This is a genomic window from Paenibacillus sp. FSL R5-0744, assembly GCF_037972555.1.
Taxonomy (GTDB): domain Bacteria; phylum Bacillota; class Bacilli; order Paenibacillales; family Paenibacillaceae; genus Paenibacillus_AQ.
This window is the reverse complement of the sequence record NZ_CP150228.1, coordinates 5,260,279-5,280,770: the sequence shown is the minus strand read 5'-3', so window position 1 is coordinate 5,280,770 and position 20,492 is coordinate 5,260,279. Positions and strand designations below refer to the sequence as shown.

The 20,492-nt window shown below is 47.1% G+C and carries 19 protein-coding genes; all 19 read left to right on the top strand.

Annotated features, from left to right (window positions below; genetic code table 11):
- Position 1: 1 nt before the first annotated feature.
- A complete protein-coding gene (locus MKY19_RS23395) occupies positions 2-3,415 on the top strand; it encodes an AAA family ATPase (RefSeq protein WP_339798025.1) in 3,414 nt (1,137 codons plus the stop codon).
- A 366-nt stretch (positions 3,416-3,781) separates the two neighbouring features.
- Complete coding sequence (locus MKY19_RS23390) at positions 3,782-4,141, top strand: histidine triad nucleotide-binding protein (protein WP_042130338.1); 360 nt, start codon at positions 3,782-3,784, stop codon at positions 4,139-4,141.
- Positions 4,142-4,280: 139 nt separating this feature from the next.
- Positions 4,281-4,454: a 30S ribosomal protein S21 gene (gene rpsU / locus MKY19_RS23385; protein ID WP_036657994.1), complete on the top strand. Its 174-nt coding sequence runs from the start codon at positions 4,281-4,283 to the stop codon at positions 4,452-4,454.
- A gap of 15 nt (positions 4,455-4,469) precedes the next feature.
- A complete protein-coding gene (locus MKY19_RS23380) occupies positions 4,470-4,913 on the top strand; it encodes a GatB/YqeY domain-containing protein (protein WP_042190953.1) in 444 nt (147 codons plus the stop codon).
- Positions 4,914-5,031: 118 nt separating this feature from the next.
- On the top strand, positions 5,032-6,417 hold the full coding sequence (locus tag MKY19_RS23375; RefSeq protein WP_339798020.1) for an NfeD family protein: 1,386 nt from the start codon (positions 5,032-5,034) through the stop codon (positions 6,415-6,417).
- A gap of 63 nt (positions 6,418-6,480) precedes the next feature.
- Positions 6,481-7,482, top strand: a complete 1,002-nt coding sequence (floA, locus tag MKY19_RS23370) for a flotillin-like protein FloA (protein ID WP_042190951.1) — start codon at positions 6,481-6,483, stop codon at positions 7,480-7,482.
- 18 nt (positions 7,483-7,500) lie between these two features.
- The gene (locus tag MKY19_RS23365; protein WP_076284785.1) at positions 7,501-8,052 is read left to right on the top strand and encodes a hypothetical protein; all 552 of its coding nucleotides are present in this window, start codon (positions 7,501-7,503) and stop codon (positions 8,050-8,052) included.
- 171 nt (positions 8,053-8,223) lie between these two features.
- Positions 8,224-8,517, top strand: coding sequence for a sporulation protein YqfC (yqfC, locus tag MKY19_RS23360; RefSeq protein WP_060621997.1), 294 nt, complete (start codon positions 8,224-8,226; stop codon positions 8,515-8,517).
- On the top strand, positions 8,514-9,695 hold the full coding sequence (gene yqfD / locus MKY19_RS23355) for a sporulation protein YqfD (protein ID WP_042190946.1): 1,182 nt from the start codon (positions 8,514-8,516) through the stop codon (positions 9,693-9,695). The genes yqfC and yqfD overlap by 4 nt, the downstream gene beginning before the upstream one ends.
- A gap of 15 nt (positions 9,696-9,710) precedes the next feature.
- Positions 9,711-10,682, top strand: coding sequence for a PhoH family protein (locus tag MKY19_RS23350; protein ID WP_042190944.1), 972 nt, complete (start codon positions 9,711-9,713; stop codon positions 10,680-10,682).
- Positions 10,683-10,696: 14 nt separating this feature from the next.
- Positions 10,697-12,952 (top strand): HDIG domain-containing metalloprotein, encoded by a 2,256-nt coding sequence (locus tag MKY19_RS23345; protein WP_076299663.1) that lies wholly within the window; start codon positions 10,697-10,699, stop codon positions 12,950-12,952.
- Complete coding sequence (ybeY, locus tag MKY19_RS23340; RefSeq protein ID WP_339798013.1) at positions 12,949-13,446, top strand: rRNA maturation RNase YbeY; 498 nt, start codon at positions 12,949-12,951, stop codon at positions 13,444-13,446. Before MKY19_RS23345 ends, ybeY begins: the two co-directional genes overlap by 4 nt.
- A complete protein-coding gene (locus tag MKY19_RS23335; RefSeq protein ID WP_042190936.1) occupies positions 13,446-13,841 on the top strand; it encodes a diacylglycerol kinase family protein in 396 nt (131 codons plus the stop codon). The genes ybeY and MKY19_RS23335 overlap by 1 nt, the downstream gene beginning before the upstream one ends.
- Before the next feature lie 200 nt (positions 13,842-14,041).
- Positions 14,042-14,461 (top strand): cytidine deaminase, encoded by a 420-nt coding sequence (locus MKY19_RS23330; RefSeq protein ID WP_149647613.1) that lies wholly within the window; start codon positions 14,042-14,044, stop codon positions 14,459-14,461.
- A gap of 664 nt (positions 14,462-15,125) precedes the next feature.
- Entirely contained in the window at positions 15,126-16,019 is an 894-nt protein-coding gene (gene era / locus MKY19_RS23325; RefSeq protein WP_042190933.1) for a GTPase Era, read from the top strand.
- A 112-nt stretch (positions 16,020-16,131) separates the two neighbouring features.
- The gene (locus tag MKY19_RS23320; RefSeq protein WP_076117313.1) at positions 16,132-16,275 is read left to right on the top strand and encodes a YqzL family protein; all 144 of its coding nucleotides are present in this window, start codon (positions 16,132-16,134) and stop codon (positions 16,273-16,275) included.
- A gap of 36 nt (positions 16,276-16,311) precedes the next feature.
- Positions 16,312-17,067 carry a DNA repair protein RecO gene (gene recO, locus MKY19_RS23315; RefSeq protein ID WP_042190931.1) on the top strand — a complete coding sequence of 252 codons (756 nt, stop codon included), beginning with the start codon at positions 16,312-16,314 and terminating at the stop codon, positions 17,065-17,067.
- Between the two features lie 425 nt (positions 17,068-17,492).
- Positions 17,493-18,380: a glycine--tRNA ligase subunit alpha gene (gene glyQ, locus MKY19_RS23310; RefSeq protein ID WP_042130314.1), complete on the top strand. Its 888-nt coding sequence runs from the start codon at positions 17,493-17,495 to the stop codon at positions 18,378-18,380.
- The gene (gene glyS, locus MKY19_RS23305; RefSeq protein ID WP_339798007.1) at positions 18,373-20,448 is read left to right on the top strand and encodes a glycine--tRNA ligase subunit beta; all 2,076 of its coding nucleotides are present in this window, start codon (positions 18,373-18,375) and stop codon (positions 20,446-20,448) included. Before glyQ ends, glyS begins: the two co-directional genes overlap by 8 nt.
- Positions 20,449-20,492: the final 44 nt, after the last annotated feature.

Sequence of the window (20,492 nt, the reverse complement as noted above, 5' to 3'; positions counted from 1 at the left end):
GGTGAAGCCTATTCTATTAAAAGTAGCAGGTTTACAGAGTTATAGAGAAATGCAAGAAATAGATTTTGAAAGTCTGTGTGAGACGGGTCTGTTTGGGATTTTTGGACCTACGGGCAGCGGCAAGTCTAGCTTGCTGGATGCTATTACTTTGGCAATGTACGGGAAAGTGGAACGTGCCGTTAATGGAACACAGGGGATTATGAACCACTCTGAAGATTCACTCAGCGTGGCGTTTACCTTTGAGCTCACTTCTTCCGCGGGGGCACATCGTTATCGTGTTGAAAGGAAGTTCAAGCGGACTGGTGAACAAACTGTCAGCAACACGATTAGCCGTTTCATTGAAATCACACCTGACGGTGATAATGTTATGGCGGATAAGCTCGCAGATGTTACACGCTGTGTGGAGGAGCATATCGGTCTTAAAATGGATGACTTCACGCGAGCGGTTGTATTGCCGCAGGGGAAATTTGCCGAATTCTTATCACTTCGTGGCGTAGATCGTCGGCAAATGCTGCAACGCCTGTTCCATCTGGAACAGTATGGCGATCAGCTGGCAATTAAGCTTAGTCGCCGGGTGAAGGAGAATGAGGCTGCGCTCCGCGCGCTGGAAGCGGAGCAGCAGGGTCTTGGCAGCGCAGGCAAAGGGGATGTAGAGGCAGCGGCGGAGCGCCTCGAGCAGGCCACCCTTTATGCTGCGGAATGCCGCCGCAAACTGGAGGCGGCGCTGCAGGTCTCGGAGCGTTTCGCGCGTATACGCGAGCTCCAAGAGGAACGGACCCGCCGCGAGTTGCAGCGGCAGGGGCTGCTCGCCAAGGAGGAGGAGATTCTCCTCCTTGAACAGAAGCTCGGCCAAGCTGACGAGGCCGAGGCAAGGCTTCCCGCGCTGAAAGCATGGCGCAGCGCGGAAGAAGCCTTTAAGAGCCGATTGGCCCGCGCGGAGGGCCAAGAGGTGATGGCCGCCGCCGCCGAGCAGGAGGCGGCGCGTGCCGCTGCCGTCGCGGCTGCTGCGCAGGCCGCACTTGCGGCGGAAGAGCCGGCCCTCCGGGAGGGGGCCGGCATCTACCGCCGCGCGCTCGAGCTCGAGTCCGAGCTCGGCGGCCTACGGCGCGAACTCGCGGCTCTGCGCGAGCGCCGCGAAGAGGCCTCCCGCAAGCTGGCGGAGCTGCGGGAGGGAATGGCCCGGGAGCGTGAGCTTTTGGCCAAGGGCCAAAAGCGCCAGCAAGAGCTGCAGCAGAGCTTGCAGCCGCTCGGTGTCCGCTCCCAGGAGCGGCAGTCTCTGCAAGAAGCGATGCAGAGACTGCAAGGGCTGCACTCCGCCGAATCCCAGTGGGATAAGGCGGAGAAGGAGCGCCGCGAGCGTGCCGCTGCACTCGCGGCTGCGCAGGCGCGACTCGCGGAGGCCGAGGGCCGTCGCGAGCTGCAGGAAGCTGCTCGCGGGCAACTGATCCGCGAGGCGGCGCTGCATCAAGAGAAGCTGCTGGCGACAGAAGAAGCTGCGCGCGCCGCAGCGGAGCGCCTGGAGCAACATGTCAGCACTTTGGAAGCGGCTATGAAGGATCAAGAGCTTCACAGATTATCGTTAGCACTAGCTAAGGAGCTGGAAGAAGGACAACCCTGCCCTGTATGCGGCAGCGAGCATCATCCTTCACCTGCATTATTGCAGGATAGCTTAGAGCAACAAGAACTGGAAATGAAGCTTCAGCAAGTCCGAACATTGTCTAGACGGGCTTTGGAAGCTCGTCATCTGTTCCGTGGTCTTCGTGAACAGGATCAAGTATGGCTGGAGCAGGTATTTGGAAATGAAGTCATCGAAGCGGCAAATCACCCTGCAGCTGCAGGTTCAGAAGTAAGTAGTGCAGTTACTTCCACCGATTTAATCATTCCAGATGAAAAAGCCTTGGCAGAACTTGAAGCTGCACATTTGGGATTAAAAGGACAGTCAGGTGAAGTACGCCGAACTGCGGTACAGTGGCAGCAATCGATGCAGGAGGTCCAGCAGCTGTGCCTCAAAGAAGCGGCAGCTGTCGCAGGTGAACGGAGCTGGGTAGAAGGAATTGCTGCCAAAGCTGAGGAACTCAGCGCCCAGCTAACGGCTCTACGGCAGAACTGGACACAGCAGTTCCCGGATCTGGCACCTGGAGAAGTGGAACAAGCTTACCGTGATCTGTTAGCTAAGGATGCACAAGCTGAAGAAATTAGATCTCGACTTGATATCAGTGTCAAGTTTCTGGAGGAGAAAAGTGCTTCAGTGCAGAACCTTCAAGAGACCATAACGGGGCTGGATAAAGAGCTGGCTCAGTGGATCACACAGATCGAAGGCAAGGAAGAATTGCAGCGTGAAAAAGAACAGCGTCTACTGGAGTGGACGAATGGTCGTGCTGCTGCTCCTCTTCTAGCGGAATGTGAAGGACGTCTGCAGGAATTGTTAACTGCTCTGGAGACAAGCAAGCAGTCACATCTCGCAGCGGCGGAGAAGGCTCAGCATGAGGTTAAGGAAGCAGCGATTACTCGCCAGGCTGCGGAATCTGCGCGTGAACATTACGTAGCAGCTACCAGTCATTGGGAACAAAGCTTGGCTTCTTCACCGTTTAGTTCAGCCACTGAGGTTGAAGGAGCAGCGCTCACATCCGAAGCAAGGGAAATGGCTTATTCCCGCGTACGTGCTCATCGTGCCGAAGAAGCTGAGGTCTCGTTGCAACTGCGTAATATTGAAGAGAAGCTTGACGGAGCCAGCTTAAGTGAAGAAGAATGGCAAGAAAGTCAGGGGATCTTAAGAGAAAGCAAGGCTGAGGATGAAGTATCTCTTCAGTCAAGAGCACGTGCAGAGCGTGATCTGGAGGACCTGCGGCATCGACATATTCGCTGGATGGAGCTCGAAGCTAAGCGGATTGAGCACGCTTCTATGCAAGATCAACTCTCCAAACTACAGACGGTCTTACGTGGGAACGCCTTTGTTGAGTACATTGCTGAGGAACAATTGATGCAGGTGTGTCAGTCCGCTTCCCAGCGGCTTCGATTCCTGAGTAAGCAGCGTTATGCATTGGAGGTTGATTCGGGTGGCGGCTTTGTGATCCGTGATGACGGGAACGGCGGGGTGAGAAGACCTGTCTCAACCCTGTCTGGCGGAGAGACCTTCCTAACATCCCTTTCGCTGGCACTTGCTCTTTCAGCTCAGATCCAGCTGCGTGGGCAATATCCGTTGCAATTTTTCTTCCTAGATGAAGGGTTTGGTACTCTCGACCCAGAGCTGCTGGATACAGTGATTACTTCACTTGAAAGGTTGCATAATGACCAGCTGTCTGTCGGTATTATCAGCCACGTTCCAGAGCTTCGTGCAAGGTTGCCGCGCAAGCTGGTGGTAGTTCCTGCTGAACAAGGTGGAGGGGGATCGCGTATCCTTTTGGAAAAAATGTGAAGCATTTTAAACTGTGTGATCGATATCACAGATACAGCATCAACGCGCTGTTATAATACAGCTAAGCCGACATTACTTTAGAAACACCTCGGCGGACGTATGACCGGGAATGTACTCCTTTTCATACGTCCGCCGCCGAATCAGCTTTATAAGCTGTGAAGGGTGTTTCTCTTTTTTTTGCCTTTTTAGGCCCTACGGGTATTTATATAGCTCAACTTCATTTGTAAACGGATTTCATTCTGTAATAGATACAGTTTTAGAGTGTGGATGTTGAATCTTCTAGCGTCTTTCGTAATTGGTGATTATCCTGTATGATTATCTTATGATGAAGTGGGATTTAACCAATTTTTAGGAGGCAAGCACTCTATGGAGACCGTTTTTAGCAAAATTATTGAGGGTACTATTCCTTCCAAAAAAGTATTTGAGAACGAACGTATTCTTGCATTCTACGACATCGAGCCGGCTGCACCGGTACATGTGTTGATCATTCCAAAGAAGTTTATTGCTTCCATGAATGATGTCACACCTGAGGATCTTCCGCTAATTGCAGAAATTCACAGTGTAGCGCAACAGATCGCTATCGACCTTGGGATTGCCGAATCTGGTTATCGTTTGATCAATAATTGTGGTCCAGATAGTGGACAAGCTGTGCCTCATCTTCATTATCACTTGCTTGGTGGGGCCAAGCTGGGAGCTCTCACAGGAAACTCAGCTTCTCACGCATAGTACAATCATTAAATGTTGAAGAACTTGCCAGAAAAAAAGAATAACACGAAGGTTGACACCCTATTTCCGTTTGACCTATAATGGAATTTGATAAACCGTGTTATGCTCTTGGACGGTATGGTCGGAGGGAGGGGAAACTGTGTCTGAAACGAAAGTTCGCAAAAACGAGACAATTGATGCTGCACTTCGTCGCTTTAAACGTTCCATCGCAAAAGATGGTGTCTTGGCTGAGGTGAAGAAACGCAAACATTACGAAAAGCCAAGCGTTAAGAAAAAGCTGAAGTCTGAGGCTGCTCGTAAGAGAAAGTTTTAGGAGGATTACCCACGCATGAATCTTAGCGAGAGATTGAACGAAGATATGAAGCAAGCGATGAAGAGTAAGGACAAGTTCACGCTCTCCACGATTCGAATGGTTCGTTCTACAATAAAGTATCTTGAAATAGATTTGAAGAGAACATTGGACGACAACGAAGTGCTTGATATCCTTAGTCGTGAAATCAAACAGCGCAAAGATGCCCTCCAAGAATTTGAATCAGCGGGTCGCGACGAGCTTGCCGCGAGTACGAAGGCAGAAATCGAGATTATTATTAAGTATCTTCCCGAGCAACTTTCCGAAGAAGAAATTAAAGCAATTGTACAGCAGACCATCCAGGAAACCGGTGCTTCTTCGAAAAGCGAAATGGGTAAGGTTATGAGCGCACTGATGCCTAAGGTCAAAGGTCGCGCCGATGGTAAACTCGTGAACCAAGCGGTTCAGCAATTTCTGCAATAATATAGCGCCAGCACCCCTTGTAAAAGGGGTGCTTTTCTTTGTTTTGAAACGTAATTACGCTTACAACGTAATAAAGTTTATGTGTCCCGGGTCAAGTTGAAGAAGGGAGGTAAAAACATTGAAAAGATTACGGAAAATTATGTTAGCCAGCATTCCAGTTGTTTTACTGCTACTGCTCTTAACGCCGTTTATCCCGAATGTCAGCGCTGATGTAACAGTACCAAAAGCACCGAATGCTGCGAATGGTGAGATGAAGAAAGGCCCTGTGTTTATTATTCCGGTTGATCAGAAAATTGAAAGAGGTCTGCAAAGCTTTTTGGAAAGAGGGTTCGCAGAAGCTGCTAATTATGGAGCGGTTCTAATTGTACTGGAGGTGGATACACCGGGTGGACTGGTGAGTTCAGCAGAACAGATTGGGACGATGGTAAGAGATAGTGACATACCTACGGCTGCTTTTATTAAAGGTGATGCCGCTTCCGCAGGCAGTTACATAGCACTTAACGCAGGTGCAATCATCATGAAGCCGGGCAGCATGATCGGTTCTGCATCTCTAGTAGATAGTAGCGGCCAGAAAGTAGATGACGCGAAGATGGTCTCCTACTGGAAATCAAAAATGATTGGAGCCGCTGCTCTGAATGAGCGTGATCCTGATATTGCTGCGGGAATGGTCGATAGTAATTTGGTTGTGGATAAGCCAGATCTTGGCGTATCTAAAGCGCAGGGCGAAATTATTGCCTTGTCTAGTGACGAAGCTTTAAAAGCTGGTTATGCTGATCAAATTACAACCACTCCAGAAGAGGCGATTACTTGGCTTGGTTATACTACAGATGACATTTTTCGTGTGGAGCATACGGGTGCCGAGAAAATGTCGCAATTTCTGACGAATCCGATTATTATGACGATTTTGCTATTCATCGGGATCACAGGCATTGTGATTGAGTTGATCGTTCCGGGCTTCGGTGCACCTGGGATTATTGGGACATTAGCCTTTGTTTTATATTTTTTCGGAAATTCTGTAGCAGGGTTTGCCGGATCAGAGACTTGGCTTTTGTTCATAATCGGACTTGTCATGCTTGTGCTGGAGCTAATCGTGCCGAGCTTTGGGATATTGGGGATACTTGGTTCCGTGAGTCTTGTGGCAGGTGTCGTACGCGCAGCATACAGCTTCACACATGCATTGTTTAGTCTCGGTATCGCATTCGCGGCTGCAACAGTAGTCATTGTGATTGTGGCTGTCGCATTTAAAGAACGTGGAATTTGGAATAGGTTTATTTTAAAGGATACGCTCTCTAAAGATCAGGGATTTGTACCTGTTGAAGAGAAGTTAAGCTTAGTTGGAGCTATAGGAAACAGTATTACTCCACTTCGTCCATCCGGAACGGCTATGATTGGCGGCGAGCGAGTAGATGTCGTTACTGAAGGCAGCTTTATTAGTGTTAATGCACCGGTCTCTGTTGTAAAAGTTGAGGGCGGACGGATTGTAGTGAAGGAAATTAAGGAATAAGGTAAAAGATAAAAGGTATGGCGAATAGTAGCTCCACAATAATTTACTGGAGGTTGTAAAGTTATGGAAGCATCTTTAATTACTTTTTTGTTGATTGCGGTAGTCGTAGTCATTTTGTTGAGTGTCTTTTTAAGCTTCTTCCCGGTCATGCTCTGGATTTCTGCACTGGCGTCAGGGGTTAGGATTAGTATTATTACCCTAGTAGCGATGAGGCTGCGTCGTGTAACACCAAGTCGAATCGTTAATCCAATGATTAAAGCGACTAAGGCAGGTCTTGGGCTGAATATTAATCAACTGGAGAGCCACTATCTCGCAGGTGGTAACGTAGACCGGGTGGTTAATGCGCTTATTGCAGCACAACGTGCAGATATTCCTTTGGAATTTACACGCGCAGCGGCTATTGATCTTGCAGGACGCGATGTGCTTCAGGCTGTGCAAATGAGCGTTAACCCTCGTGTAATTGAAACACCAGTTGTTGCGGCTGTCGCTAAAAACGGGATTGAAGTTAAGGTAAAAGCACGTGTAACTGTACGTGCCAATATCGATCGTCTCGTGGGTGGTGCGGGTGAAGAAACAATCATTGCCCGTGTTGGTGAAGGGATTGTAACGACAGTAGGTTCAAGTGATTCACATAAAGATGTCTTGGAAAACCCGGATTTGATTTCTCGGACGGTATTGTCGAAAGGTCTGGATTCAGGTACTGCTTTTGAGATCCTCTCTATTGATATTGCGGATATCGATGTAGGCAAGAACATCGGTGCGTATCTTCAAACCGAACAAGCAGAAGCGGATAAACGTATTGCACAAGCTAAGGCAGAAGAACGCAGAGCAATGGCTGTCGCTCATGAGCAAGAGATGAAAGCACGTGTAGTTGAGATGAAGGCGCTGGTTGTGGAAGCTGAATCTCAGGTGCCTATGGCGATGGCTGAGGCACTCAGAAATGGTCAAATCGGTGTGATGGACTACATGAACATCAAAAATATCGAGGCAGATACCCAAATGCGCGGTTCCCTCGGCAAAATGAATGATCAGGACGATAATAACCGTCCTAACAATAATAAATAAAAGGGGATGTGAATCTCCATGAGCTGGATCTATATTGTTGCGGTTATTATCTTCGCGATTGTATCCAATGTGAACAAAGCTACGAAGAACAAACCCAAAGGTACTACACGCGGAGGGATGCCGACCTTTGGCGGAGGAGACGGGAATCCTCTCCACCGTAATAAGGATGTAGACGGGAACAGAGATCAGCCAGAACAGTCTGGTAGCGGGTTTCCTGCTCCTGTTACTACATCCTCCCGTGAGTATGACGCATCACCTGCCTTTCCAGAGCCTGCGTACATCCCGACACCAGATTATTCTACTGGAGAAGGTATGTCTTTGGAGCATGCTGATGACGGAGTTGAGTTACGCACACAAAGAATGCAGGAAGAGGTGCGGCGTCTTCAATCTGCTTTTGATGGAATAGCGGGAGCAGATCCCAGGTCGAAGAAGACGAAGAGTTCATCCCCTGATACAGATGTTCAGTCAAATAGAACAGGGAATAGGGATGAGCTGCGTAATGGTGTGGTTTGGGCGGAGATTCTAGGACCTCCGCGTGCTCGCCAGCCGCATTCCTCCCGAAGATCGTAATTTTCGGTCAAGTAAACAATTAAGCCTTAGCTTTCTTATCTTAACGATAGGAAAGCTGAGGCTTTTTTTATGTTTTTTATACTTGAAAGGTGCTCCTTTATGAGTTCTTCTCATAAACAAAAGCGTTGCCGCATAAGGTGTACAGAAGGCAGGAAGGGGGAGCGTCTACTTATGACCCGTATTGGCCGCAGGCTGCGGGGATGGACAAACGGGGTGTTGGATTTACCACAGGACTTACTACAGGAAATGCCCCGGATCACCCTGATCGGCAATAAGGAACTGTATATCGAGAATCATCGCGGCGTGCTGCATTTTTCCTCAGGCCAGCTTAAGCTCGCGTTAGCTAAAGGATCGCTTGAAATCACAGGCGAGGATCTTGTCATTCGCAATATTCTTGGTCAGGAGCTGGCAGTAGAAGGCATTATCGGAGAGATCAGATATAAAGAAAGCGAGGGGAAATCATGAAGGAACCACCTCTTTCATCACTGCGGGGATTCGTTACACTGCATGTGACGGGGCCTCAGGTGGAGAGATTCATTAATGTCATTTCTGAAGCAGGTATAGTGATTTGGGATGTGAGGCCCGCTGAGGGCGGCGCTTCCCTTAAGCTGCTTCTGAATGATTTTTATGTCCTCCGTCCGATTTTAAAGAAGACAGGCTGTCGGATGCACGTTACAGGAAGAAGCGGACTGCCTTTTTTGATGGCGCGGCTTTGGAAACGTAAATTTTTTGGCATGGGAATATTGATATTCGGGATTATGCTCTTTATGTTATCTACGATGGTATGGAGCATTAGAGTCGAGGGGAATGAAAAAATTGCCTCCGAGGATATATTGGCAGCTGCTCGCCAGGAGGGGGTGTATCCTTTTCAATGGATATGGCGTCTGGATGAGCCGGACAAGCTCTCTAAGGGGCTCCTGGCCCAATTACCCGGCGTTTCATGGATAGGGGTGCAGCGGACGGGGACGAGCATTAAAATTCAGGTGGTAGAATCTAAACAGCCGGATATCAAACCTCTGCTTAGTCAGCGGCATTTGATTAGCAGAACAGATGCGGTGGTAACTGAAATATATGCGGAGCAGGGCAGACCGGTTGTGGCGCGTAACTCACGGGTTAAAAAAGGGGATATCCTGATCTCGGGTGCTTTAGGCGACGAAGAGAATGTACAGTACGTGGTGGCTAAAGGTGAGGTTAAGGGTCTAGTGTGGCATGAATACAATATAGAGGTGCCTCTTACAACAACAAATAGCTCATATACAGGGGAGCGTAAAGATCGAACCTATCTGGTGCTTGGTAAATGGGCTATCCAGCTATGGGGTTATGGCGATTCTCCTTTTGAGAAATCACGAACACTTACTGAGCACGATCCGCTGTCCTGGCGGTCCATTAAGCTGCCGCTGGGCCTAATGACTGAGAAAGAAATGGAGATTAGTGAAACAAGTGAGACATTAACTCCAGAGGCTGGATTTGAAAAGGGAATAGAGCGAGCGAAGAATGATATTTTGGCGCGTTATGGCGTTGATAGCGTCATCAAAAGTCAAAAAGTTTTGCATGAGAAGAAAGAGAATGGTAAAGTTTATATGAAAGTGATCTTTGAAGTAGAAGAAAAAATTTCCGAAGAACTGCCAATAGTAAACAATTGAGGAGAATGAGGCTACTTGTCAGAACAGACTGCAAGCATTCGTATTACTTTGCAAAATGCGGGAGAAGCGCAATCGCTGTTCGGCCCGCAAGATGGATTTCTAAAAATCATCGAGAGTGAAATTCCTGCTATTATTGATTCCCGTGAAGCAGAGTTAACGATACGTGGTGCGGAGCGGGAAGTAGACATGCTGGGACAATTGTTTAATGTGTTGCTGTCCCTCATTCGGAGCGGTTACATACTTACTGAACGTGATGTGCAGTACGCTGTGGAGCTGGCGAAAGACTTTCGAGTCGATCAATTGCTCGATTTGTTCAAGGGAGAAATTACAACAACTTTTCGTGGAAAGCCTATCCGTGTCAAAACGATTGGCCAGAAGCATTATGTGACAACGATCAAGAAGCGTGATATTGTATTCGGAATCGGTCCTGCAGGAACGGGTAAGACCTACTTGGCGGTAGTGCTTGCAGTTACGGCACTAAAAGAAGGTTCTGTTAAGCGTATCATTCTTACGCGCCCAGCAGTAGAAGCAGGAGAGAGTCTAGGGTTCCTCCCAGGGGATTTGCAAGAAAAGGTAGATCCATACCTCCGTCCGTTATATGATGCCTTATACGACGTTATGGGGCCCGATCAGGTGGCTAAGGCACTTGAACGGGGATTGATTGAAATTGCTCCGCTCGCTTATATGCGTGGTCGTACGCTGGATGATTCATTTATTATTTTGGATGAAGCCCAGAATACAACGCCTGAGCAAATGAAAATGTTTTTAACTCGACTCGGCTTCGGCTCCAAAATGGTGATTACGGGTGACGTTACCCAGATTGACCTGCCTCGCGGCAAGAAATCCGGTTTGATTGAGGCTAAAGCGATTTTATCCGGCATAGAAGAACTCGGTTTTGTTTATTTTGCGGAGCAGGATGTAGTACGGCATTCCCTGGTGCAGAAAATTATCGTTGCCTATGACCGCTCTGCCGAAAACCTCCAATAAAGGGGATTGTCTTCATGGCTTCAAAGCAACCATCTAAATTAAGCGGATTTGTATATACGAACAACGGATGGAAGTATAGCGCGGCGACACGCTATGCTCTTTTCCTGTTACTCGGACTTGTGTTCTACTTCAGTCTGTCGCCCGATCTACTACCTAAGCGGTACGATATTAAAGAGAATACGCTCAGCGCGAAGGAGATAACAGCGCCTAAGCAAATTTTGGACAAGAAGGCAACACTAAAGGCGGCGGAAGAAGCGGCCGAAGGTGTATCTCCAAAGTATAAAATCATCCCGATGAGGGCCGATAATCTTGTGACATCGCTGCTGGACCGGATTGATCGCCTGAATCAGGATGATTTGATTTCGCAAAGCGATAAGACTGAGATTTATCGTGATGAGATCCCGCAGAGAGCCAATGATTTTATTTTGAATTTCATAGCCTCAAATCGGGGTGGAGGCACTTATTCCGATCATCTTTTGGAGGAAATGCAATCTGTCATAAAAGAGCAGACCTATGTCATTCCAGATGAAACTTACATTAAGATTCCGCGACTGACCTCTCAGGACATTATCGAAATGAAGCCTGTTGCTCGTGATATTGTGACTAGGCTGATGAACGATCAGATCACAGATGCCCAGACTGCGCGCGCCAAAGTGGCGGAGCAGGTCAGTATCAGTTCTCTGAGTCAGCGTACGGCACGTGAGGTTGTGCAAGAGTTAGTCCGACTCGTTATTACAAGCAATAAGTTCTATGACGAAGATGCAACGAAGGAAGCGAAAGTACAGGCTCGTGAGAACACACCTGATGTGTTTATTGAGCAAGGGGAGGTTCTTGTCGCTAAAGGGCAAAAAATCACCCCTGAGCTGTACGCCCTATTGGATGAGAATGGCCTGCTAAGCAATGAGGTCAACTATTGGCCTCAGGTTGGATTGCTATTACTTGCTACCATGCTATCTGCGGGTCTGATGGTGTTTATCCGTTACTCTGGCGGAACTGCGGGCTTCAAGTATAATAATTCCCAGTTATTAATGCTGGTGCTTGTGTTTGTTATTACGATCATCTCCATGCGGTTGACCGCAATTTTGCAGACGGATGTCCATTCCTATCTCGGGTATCTGGCTCCAGTAGCCATTGGTGCTATGCTGATTACCATGCTTCTGGATATGACATTAGCGTATTTCTGTTCTATTCTGATCAGTATACTCGCCAGTATCATTTTGAATGTTCAGCAGAATTCGGTGTTTGATTTTACCTTTGGCTTCTTTTCAATTGTTGTTTGTTATGTAGCTATTTTTGCCACTCATCGTGCAGGCCAGCGTTCCACATTATTAAAAGGCGGGATTATGGTATCCCTTTTTGGCTGTGTGACCGTCTTTATGCTGACCCTCTTAGCTGGTGGTGAATGGAAAGATGTAAGCACGCTGTATGCCGTTGGTTTTGCTTTTGCGAGTGGGCTTTTGACTGCAGTGCTTGTGATTGGTCTGATGCCTTTCTTTGAAGCTACCTTTGGTATTCTATCTGCCCTGAAGCTGGTAGAGTTGTCTAATCCGAACCATCCCTTATTGCGCAAGCTTCTTACGGAAACACCAGGAACCTATCACCATAGCGTAATGGTAGGTAACTTGTCAGAAGCGGCCGCAGAAGCGATTGGAGCAGATGGTCTATTGTGCCGGGTAGGATCGTATTATCATGATATTGGTAAAACAAAACGTCCGTTTTATTTTATTGAAAATCAGAATAATATGGAAAACCCACATGATTCTATTGAACCGAAGCTTAGTAAATCTATCATTGTAGCTCACGCCCGCGATGGGGTGGAGATGCAACGAGAATATAAGCTGCCCAAACCGATTCGTGATATTGCTGAGCAGCATCATGGGACGACGTTCCTGCATTATTTTTACCATAAAGCCCTGAAGCTGGCGGAAGAAAAAGGTGTAGAGCCTGATTTTACCGAGGAAGATTTCCGTTATCCTGGCCCGAAAGCCCAGTCGAAGGAATCGGCTGTTGTAGGAATTGCCGACAGTGTTGAAGCTGCGGTGCGATCCTTGCGCAAACCAACCGTCCTTCAGGTGGAAACGATGATTGAGAAAATTATTAAAAGTCGACTGGATGATCATCAGTTTGACGAATGTGATTTAACGATTAAAGAATTGGACATTATTGCACGGACGCTGAAAGAAACGGTCATGGGGATTTTCCATTCACGGATCGAATACCCAGAAGATGTGCGTAAGCCGAAAAAAGAGGAAGGGGCAGCTAACCCATGAGTTTGGAGATCGTTTGGGATAACGAGCAAGAAGAATACGAGATAAAGGACGATCTCATAGCACTGCTGGAGAGCATTTTGCAAAAAGCAGGTGAAGCGGAAGGGATTGATCAGGGAGAGGTTGCGCTTACTTTTGTCGATAACACTCGTATTCATGAGTTGAACTTGGAATACCGGGAAATTGACCGTCCGACGGACGTACTTTCTTTTGCGATGAATGAAAGCGGAGAGGACGAGCTGGACATTATATACGAAGTAGAAGAAGGCGAAGCGCTGGAAGATGTTCCGGATGTACTGGGAGATATCATCATTTCCGTAACTCGTGCTCAGGAGCAAGCGCAGGAATATGGTCATTCGCTGGAGCGTGAGCTTGGTTTCCTCTTTGTGCACGGATTTCTGCATTTGTTAGGATATGATCATCAGGATGAAGCTTCAGAGGCTGAAATGATGTCTAAGCAAGAGAAAGTACTAGCTCAGGTTGGGTTGACTCGCTAATGGTGAAGAACACGGCGGTAGGACATAAGAAGTTCTGGCACTCTTTTCGGTTTGCATCGCAAGGTATCGTGTCGGCATTCAAATCCGAGCTTAACATGAAGGTGCATTGCTGTTTGGCTGTGGTTGTACTTGTTGCCGCTGCCGTGTTCAGACTTCCGCTGGCCAGTTGGATGTTGCTGCTCTTCTCCATCACGCTTGTCTTAACCGCCGAGTTGCTCAATACAGCAATTGAAGCGACGGTAGACTTGATCTCGCCGGAGATTCACCCACTGGCTAAGAGAGCAAAAGATACCGCCGCAGGAGCTGTGCTTCTTACGGCGGTGTTTGCTGTCTTAGTCGGGGTCTATGTTTTTTACCACCCGGTGATGGACTGGATTACCGGACTTATGTCATAATCAGGTTACAATTCAGGGGAGAGGCGGACCCGCGTTTTGCGATTCCGCCTCTTTGGTTACTGGATGTTTAGGAAGCAAGTTTTGTACGAAGAAAATTCAATGAAGTATTGCTAACAAAACTAAGTGGATGCTTTCGAAGCAAGTTTTGTACGAAGTGATTCCACGATGTAGCGCTAACAAAACTTTAGGAGGACCCAAATATGGATTCCGCTCTTCTTATGCAAGAAGCGATTAAAGCACGTGCTAAGGCATATATTCCGTACTCCCGATTCGGAGTTGGAGCCGCCCTTCTTGATCAGGATGGTCATATTCATCACGGATGTAATGTAGAAAATGCTGCTTTTGGCCCAACCAATTGTGCAGAGCGCACCGCGTTATTCCGTGCCATCGCTGACGGTCATGCTATCGGTTCTTTCAAGGCAATTGCCGTTGTTGCCGATTCCGATGGCCCCGTATCTCCTTGTGGTGTATGCCGCCAAGTTCTAATTGAGTTGTGTTCACCCGACATGAAGGTTATCCTTGGAAACATGAAGGGCGATATTGTTGAAACGACGGTGGGAGAATTACTTCCCGGCGCTTTTGGTCCCGTAGATCTGAAGCAAGGACAAGCTCCAGAGTAAAATGAGAGTTTGATTTAATGCCTATTTAAAGGAAAATCAGGTATAGTTAGACGAAGGTTGCTACTTTAATTGCACAATGTACAGTTAATGCTACTCTTTCGCACAAAAATGAATTTAGTTGCAGATAGTGCAATTAAATTTATGATATAGTCCATATTTGGCTCTTAAGACAGGATTTAATTGCACAGAATACAACTAAAACACCAAAAGCATAACTCAAACTCAAATTAGTTGTACAAAATACAATTAAAAGTGTGCGCTAACAATCAAGTTAGGCTAAAATCGTGCAAATTATGTGTTGTTAGAGTAACATTACGAGGTAAGCGCCGCGGCAACGCCGCCAGCGATTCTAATTACGTAAGGTTACTTGTAACACAGCCTAAAGCCAATCATCTCAGTAATCTCTATCCATGGTGAGCTTAATGCGAACCGTGTGAATAAGCGACAGTGAAGCATGTCCCCGATAGGGGACGAAAGCGCTCATGCACGACCGTTTCTAATCCCGCCGAACGTTGCAGGTACGCCTATTTCCGGGTGTCCAGAGGGCCGGGGCCCTTGGGGTCCCCCTTGGCTAAGGGGGATTTAGGGGGATCGAAAAAGCTTTAAAAAAGATTGAATGATTGAAAAAGATTGAACTAGAAGGAAAGTATGGAAGGAAGATAATATGAAATTCAAATCAGGCTTTGTCGCAATTATCGGCAGACCGAACGTAGGCAAATCGACACTCATGAACCAGGTTATTGGACAGAAGATTGCAATCATGTCGGATAAGCCACAGACCACTAGAAACAAAATCCATGGGGTCTATACAACGAATAATTCGCAAATCGTGTTCCTGGATACACCAGGTATTCATAAAAGACAGTCCAAGCTAGGCGACTACATGAACCAAACTGCAATGAGCACGCTGGGTGAAGTTGAGGCTGTGCTGTTCCTTGTGGATGCTGCAGATGGTTTGGGCGGTGGAGACCGATACATTGCTGAGCAATTAAACGGACTTAAGACGCCAGTTATTCTTGTACTCAACAAGATCGATAAAATAGAGCCGGAAGCATTGCTCCCACTTATGGCTCAGTACAACAAGCTGCATAACTTTGCTGAAATCATTCCAATTTCTGCTAAGATGGGTAGCAATGTTAACACGCTGTTAGAGCAAGTCGCTAAGTATTTACCAGAAGGTCCGCAATACTACCCAGAAGATCAAATTACGGATCACCCTGAGCAATTTGTGTGCGCAGAACTAATTCGTGAGAAGATTCTGCATTTGACGCGCGAAGAAGTACCGCATTCCATTGCTGTGGCTATCGAAGATATGAGGGTTGAGCCGAATGGTGTTGTGCATGTGTCTGCCGTTATTTTTGTTGAACGTGATTCTCAGAAGGGGATCATTATCGGTAAGCAAGGTGCGCTGCTGAAAGAGGTTGGAAGACGCGCTCGGACAGACATTGAGAACCTTTTGGGTTCGAAGATTTTTCTGGAGCTATGGGTAAAAGTGAAAAAAGACTGGCGTAATCAGGACCGCGTTCTGCGGGATTTGGGCTTCCATAAAGACCTTTAAGATCTTTATCCGTCATTCCTCGTTTGGCAGGAATTGCAAGGATAGAACCTGGCTCATCGCACATCCTAATTCTTGAAGAGACATCGTCTTTCCCAAGAAAGGATGAATACGAATGCGAAACTTTTCGTGGAAGTATTTTGCAATGACAGGAGACGTCGATGCTTACCTGCTATACAAGGAAGCTGGCTATCCACTTGAAGACAGTGGATTACAGCTAGTGGAAGAAGAGAAGGTCTGTGATGAAGAAGCGCAATAAGGACTGGTTGCTTGCCGAATGGTTGGGGGAAGAGGCATGCTACACAGGGTGGAAGGGATCGTCATCCGCAGCATGGACTACGGCGAGGGGAACGCAATTATTACGCTTTGCACCGAGAACGCCGGGAAAGTAGGAGTTCTGGTACGAGGTGCTAAGAAGGTTAAGAGCCGCCATGCTGCCCTGATCCAGCTGTTCACCGTCGGGGAATTTGTTTTTTTTAGAAATAACGGAGGTCTTGGGACGCTGAATTCCGGCGAGATCACGAAGTCTCACCATCCTCTGCGTGAGGATTTGATTAAAGCAGCATATGCATCATACGCTTGTGAACTGCTTGATAAAGTCCTGCATGATGAGGAGACGGGGAGCTTCTGGTTTCGCCAGCTTACGGCCTGCTTGAACGCACTTGAAGAAGATAAGGAACCTGGAGTTATCATAAATGTTTATGAAATGAAAATTTTGCAAGCAGCCGGTTATGGTCCAGAGTTCGACACCTGTGTGATATGTGGAGCTGAAAAGCCTGATGAACAACTGCTGATAAGCCCTCGCCTTGGTGGAGCACTCTGCCGCAGCTGTAAACATAATGATCCTCCAGCAATGGAGGTCTCTGCTCGTGCGTTGAAATTACTACGCTTATTCGCCAGACTTGATCTAACTAGATTAGGGAATGTGGATGTCAAAGAAAGCAGCCGTGATGAGCTAAAAAAAATTATGCGTGCCTTTATGGATGTGCAGCTTGGATTAAAGCTAAAATCACAGAATTTCCTGGATCAGCTCGACAAGTACAAGATTTGACGAAATCTGATTTTTCCGTTACTATAGGAACAGTTTAATTATAAGATTATCGCCGTTTTGCTCCACTTCGGGAGAACGTGCATTGATCGGGAAAGTAATGAGCGATATTGTCGCGATTCAGCGAGCTGGGGGTAGTGAGAGCCTGGCGGGACAATGTTCATGAACATGGCACCCGGGAGTACGGATACGGCGAATGAAAGTGGATTTCGTTCTTGTCTTTAGCAAGTGATATTGCTGAATCAAGGGTTGGAATCAAGTAGGGTGGAACCGCGGGAGAATAAGTTAAGCTCTCGTCCCTATGTCTGTTAATCAGGCATGGGGGCGGGGGTTTTTTGTTGCTGTCAGGAGCGAAAAATGCCGCCTCCATGGTAAGAAGTTTTAAGCAAGATGAACTAAAAAACTTGTAAAGCGAAGGAGACGGTATTATGAACTTTCAGCAGATGATTTTGACGCTGCAGCAGTTCTGGGCTGAACAGAACTGTATTATCGTACAGCCTTATGACACTGAAAAAGGCGCCGGCACGATGAACCCTATGACATTTTTACGCTCACTAGGTCCTGAACCATGGAGAGTTGCGTACGTAGAGCCTTCACGTCGCCCATCCGATGGACGTTATGGGGAGAATCCGAACCGTCTGTATCAGCATCATCAATTTCAAGTCATTATCAAACCATCGCCTGATAACATTCAAGAGATTTACTTGGATAGTTTGAAAGCACTCGGCATTGATCCGCTCTTGCATGATATCCGTTTTGTTGAGGATAACTGGGAGAACCCTTCGCTGGGTTGTGCAGGCCTAGGATGGGAAGTATGGCTAGATGGTATGGAAATCACTCAGTTTACGTACTTCCAACAGGTCGGTGGAATTGAGGCCAATCCAGTTGCCGTAGAAATTACTTACGGAATGGAGCGGCTAGCATCCTACATTCAAGATAAAGAAAATGTATTTGATCTTGAATGGGTTAGCGGCATGACTTATGGTGATGTTTTTCATCAACCGGAGTTTGAGCATTCTACTTACACCTTTGAAGTATCTGATGTAAAAATGCTATTTTCACTGTTCAACATGTACGAAGAAGAAGCGCGTAGAGCGATGGAGCAGCATCTTGTGTTCCCTGCCTATGATTACGTGTTGAAATGCTCACATAGCTTTAATCTGCTGGATGCACGTGGAGCCATCAGTGTTACTGAACGGACTGGATTTATTACCCGAGTGCGTAATCTTGCCCGCTCTGTAGCGGCAACATATCTTGAGGAACGCGAGAAGCTTGGCTTCCCGCTGCTGAAGAAAGAAGGTGCTGACCGTGTCTAAAGATATCCTGTTTGAGATCGGTCTGGAGGAAATTCCTGCACGTTTTATCCGCGCTGCGATGGAACAGCTGCAAGATAGAACATCCAAGTGGTTGGATTCTGCACGGATTACCCATGCTGGAGTTACTGCTTATGCAACGCCACGTCGTCTCGCTGTTTTTGTTAAGGATGCGGCTGAGAAGCAAGAGGATATCAGCGAAGAAGTCAAAGGACCATCACGCAAAATCGCACTGGATGCAAACGGGGACTGGAGCAAAGCTGCTTTAGGGTTTGCCCGTAGTCAGGGTGTATCTCCGGAGCAATTTACGTTCAAAGAGCTTGCTGGAGTTGAGTATATCTATGCTACTAGAAATAGTGCTGGGGTAGAGACAGCTTCGTTGCTTTCTGAAGGTCTTTTAGGGATCGTAAATGCGATGACTTTTCCGAAAAACATGCGTTGGGGAGCTTACGATTTTAAATTCGTGCGTCCGATCCGCTGGTTAGTTGCTCTTTTCGGGAAAGATATTATTGATTTGGAAATTACGGATGTAAAAGCGGGTAATGTGAGCCGTGGACATCGTTTTCTGGGTACAGAGACTGTAATTTCGGAGCCTGCACAATATGTTGAGATCATGCGTGCGCAGCATGTCCTTGTAGACGTGAAGGAACGGGAAGAATTGATCCTGAAACAAATCAATCAATTGGCTGAAGAAAAAAGCTGGACGATTGCGATCAAAGAGGATCTTTTGGAGGAAGTACTGTTCCTAGTTGAAACACCAACCGTGTTGTTCGGAACCTTCGACCCATCTTTCTTGAACATTCCACAGGATGTGTTGATTACTTCGATGCGTGAGCATCAGCGGTATTTCCCGGTATTTGATGCAGCGGGCAAACTTCTGCCTTTCTTCGTAACGGTGCGTAACGGGAATGCAGTATCTTTGGATGTTATTGCTAAGGGTAATGAGAAGGTACTCCGTGCTCGTCTATCAGATGCCAAATTCTTCTATCAAGAAGATCAAAAGATGAAGATTGATGATGCACTAGCCAAATTGGAGAATATCGTCTACCATGAAGAGCTTGGCAGTGTTGGAGATAAAGTGCGTCGTATTCGCCAAATCTCCGATCGTCTTGCTGTAAAGTTGGGATTGTCTGATATAACCCTTTCTGAAGTAAGTCGGACTGCTGATATTTGCAAATTCGACCTTGTGACTCAAATGGTTTATGAATTCCCAGAACTTCAAGGCACCATGGGTGAAGATTATGCACGCAAAGCAGGAGAACCTGAAACTGTGGCAAAAGCAATCTTTGAGCATTATCAGCCAAGGTTCGCGGGTGATGCAGTACCATCGACAGATGCCGGTTCAGTTGTCAGCATTGCGGACAAGATCGATACGATTGTAGGTTGCTTCTCTATCGGTATTATCCCAACAGGCTCACAGGATCCTTACGCACTGCGTCGCCAGGCTGCAGGGATTGTTCAAATCGTGCTGGAGCATAAATTGCCGATTACGCTGCGCGAGATTTTTGAAGCAGCGATTGAAATTCATAAAAATTCAGGGAATTCGAAACATTCTGACGATGAACTACGTATAAACCTGTACGAGTTCTTCGGTCTGCGTGTTAAACGACTTTTATCCGACAATGTACGTTATGATGTTGTGGACGCTGTTACAGCAGCTGGCTTTGACAACGTGGTAGATGTTGTGGGCAGAAGCCGTGCGCTTATGGGTGCTGTGTTAGACCAAGCAGACTTTAAAATTACAGTAGATTCACTCACTCGTGTCAGTAATTTGGCAGCTAAAGCAACCAGCGAAGTGATTGATCCTTCTTTACTTAAAGAAGATGCTGAGCTGAAGCTATACAAGACATGGCAGGAATTACACACACCGTATCTTGAAGCGATGTCCGCGAATAATGCCGAAGAAGCACTCCGTATTCTCTCGGGTCTAAAAGATGCTGTTACAGCATTTTTCGATTCCGTTATGGTTATGGCAGAGGATGAGCAGGTACGTGCTAACCGTTTAGCTTTGCTAGCTGGTATTGATGCTGACTCCAAGGCGTTTGCTGATTTTGGCAAGCTCGTTTGGTAAACGACTGAGCATCGGAGTTCCCGGCTGAATTCAAGATTCGACAT